Genomic DNA, 1,799 nt, shown 5'->3' with positions numbered 1-1,799 from the left:
CACGCCGATGCTCCGTCCCGACCTGTTCGGCGCGCTCGCGACGCACGCGGGCGACGCCCTGTTCGAGTACTGCTACCTGACCACCTTTCCCTCGCCCTCCGGGGAGACCGCGCCGCGCGGGCGCCCGTCCAGCTCGGCGACGACCACCATCATCGGGCGGTCCAGGTCCCAGCCGAACCCGCCGCAGTGCGCGACGATCCGGTCGTCGCCGCCCGCGCGCCCCGCGAGGATGTCGCGCAGGAAGTCGGCGCGGTACTTGCTCTCCACGGCCGCGACGGCCTGCTGTTTCGTCACCACGAGCGCGGCGACGGTCGCGGCGCGCTCCAGGATGCCGAGGTCGGTGCCGCGCAGGGTGCCGCCGGGGCTGAACGCGACGATCCGGCCGTGGTCGAAGCCGCCCGCCATCACGGGCACGACCAGGTGGTCTCCGGTGCCGTGCGCGCCGATGATGCCGCAGCCGCCGCGGCCGCACGCCGCGTGCCGGCCCGCGTCGAAGGCCCGCATCGCCTGGACGTGCTCGTCGGGGCCGGCGCCCGCGAGCACCCGCTGCTCGCCGTCCAGCACGACGACCGCCACGTCCAGCAGCGTCGCGACCTCGTCCACGACCTCCTGGAGGCCGCCGCCGCACAGCACGATCTGCACGAGCGCCCGGTGCACCTCCTCGGTGCGGGCGAGGACGGCCGCCTGCCGGTTCAGGATGTCGGTCAGCACCTGGTTCAGGATGTCGTCGAAGCCGACGTCGTTCGGGAGCAGGATCAGGGGGAAGCCGCGCCGGTCCGCCTGCGCGATCATCTCGGCGGGCAGCGAGTCCAGGTAGCGGCCGAGCTTGATGGCCAGCGCGGCCAGGCCGCGCTCGTCCAGGTCGGACACCAGGTTGTCGAGCGACTGGGGGGTGTTGCGGAGGGGGTAGCCGGTGGTCAGCAGCAGTTCGTTCGGTTTGACCCACGACAGGATGTCGGGGACCTCCATCACGTTCAGCCGCTGGACGACGCGTTCGAGTCCGGCTCGTCCGGCGATGAGGCGGGCGCCGTTCAGGGTGCTGACGCCGAGGACCTCGCCGACCGACAGGCCGTAGGTCAGGGTTCCGGTACTCGCGAGCCTGAGGGCCGGTGGGCCCGGGTCCGCAGTGGTGTAACTCATGCCAGGGGTCACCTCGCCTTTTGGTGCGTACATCGCCCGTAACGGCGTGATCGCTACCGATTCCTGATCAACACTGACAACAAAGACGAACGATGACAACCATCCTTGGCAGAATTATCCATACGTCCGATGCCGGGCCCGTTCTACCGTCATGCCGGAGGCCGGGCCGCCCGCACGCCGTGCGGCCGCCGACCCCGGCCTCGGGAGGATCCGTGACCGCTCTCGTCCGCGACCCGATCCGGCTCCCGGCCCGTCCCCGCCCCCAGGGCCGGCCCCCCGCCGCCGGCGCCGCGAGCCTCGCGCTGCGGCCGCTGCTCGACCCGCCGCGCCGCCCCGCCCGCGTCATCGCGGTGTTCCCGGCCGCGCTGTACCTGGAGATGCGGGGAGGCCCCGAGCCGCGCGTGCTCGCCGTCGTCACCTCCGACGCCGGACGCCTGCCCAACGCGGTGGTGATGGTCGCCACCCGCCGCGAGCACCCGTTCCGGTCCGTCCGCGAGGGCGCGGACGCGTTCGTCGGCGACGGCCGGATCGAGGCGGAGGGCCTCACCGTGCGCGTGCGCCGCTGGTGGGATCCCTCCCCCGCGCTCGGCGGGCTGCGGCCGGACGCGCTGGCCCGGGGCGTGCGCGCCCTGGAGGCCGAACTGACCGCGGCGGGCGCC

2 pseudogenes are annotated in these 1,799 nt (G+C 73.8%); one reads left to right on the top strand and one right to left on the bottom strand.

What is annotated here, in order from left to right:
- Positions 1–126: 126 nt before the first annotated feature.
- Positions 127–1,140: pseudogene (locus tag ABWI04_RS42660) on the bottom strand (PucR family transcriptional regulator ligand-binding domain-containing protein); the annotation flags it as partial.
- Between the two features lie 212 nt (positions 1,141–1,352).
- Between ABWI04_RS42660 and ABWI04_RS42655 the strand changes: the two are divergent.
- Positions 1,353–1,799, top strand: a pseudogene (locus ABWI04_RS42655) (oxamate carbamoyltransferase subunit AllH family protein); the annotation flags it as partial.

Source organism: Actinomadura sp. NPDC000929 (assembly GCF_040492065.1).
GTDB classification, from domain to species: Bacteria; Actinomycetota; Actinomycetes; order Streptosporangiales; family Streptosporangiaceae; genus Spirillospora; species Spirillospora verrucosospora.
Note: the sequence above shows the minus strand (reverse complement) of the source record. Positions and strands in the feature narration are given on the sequence as shown.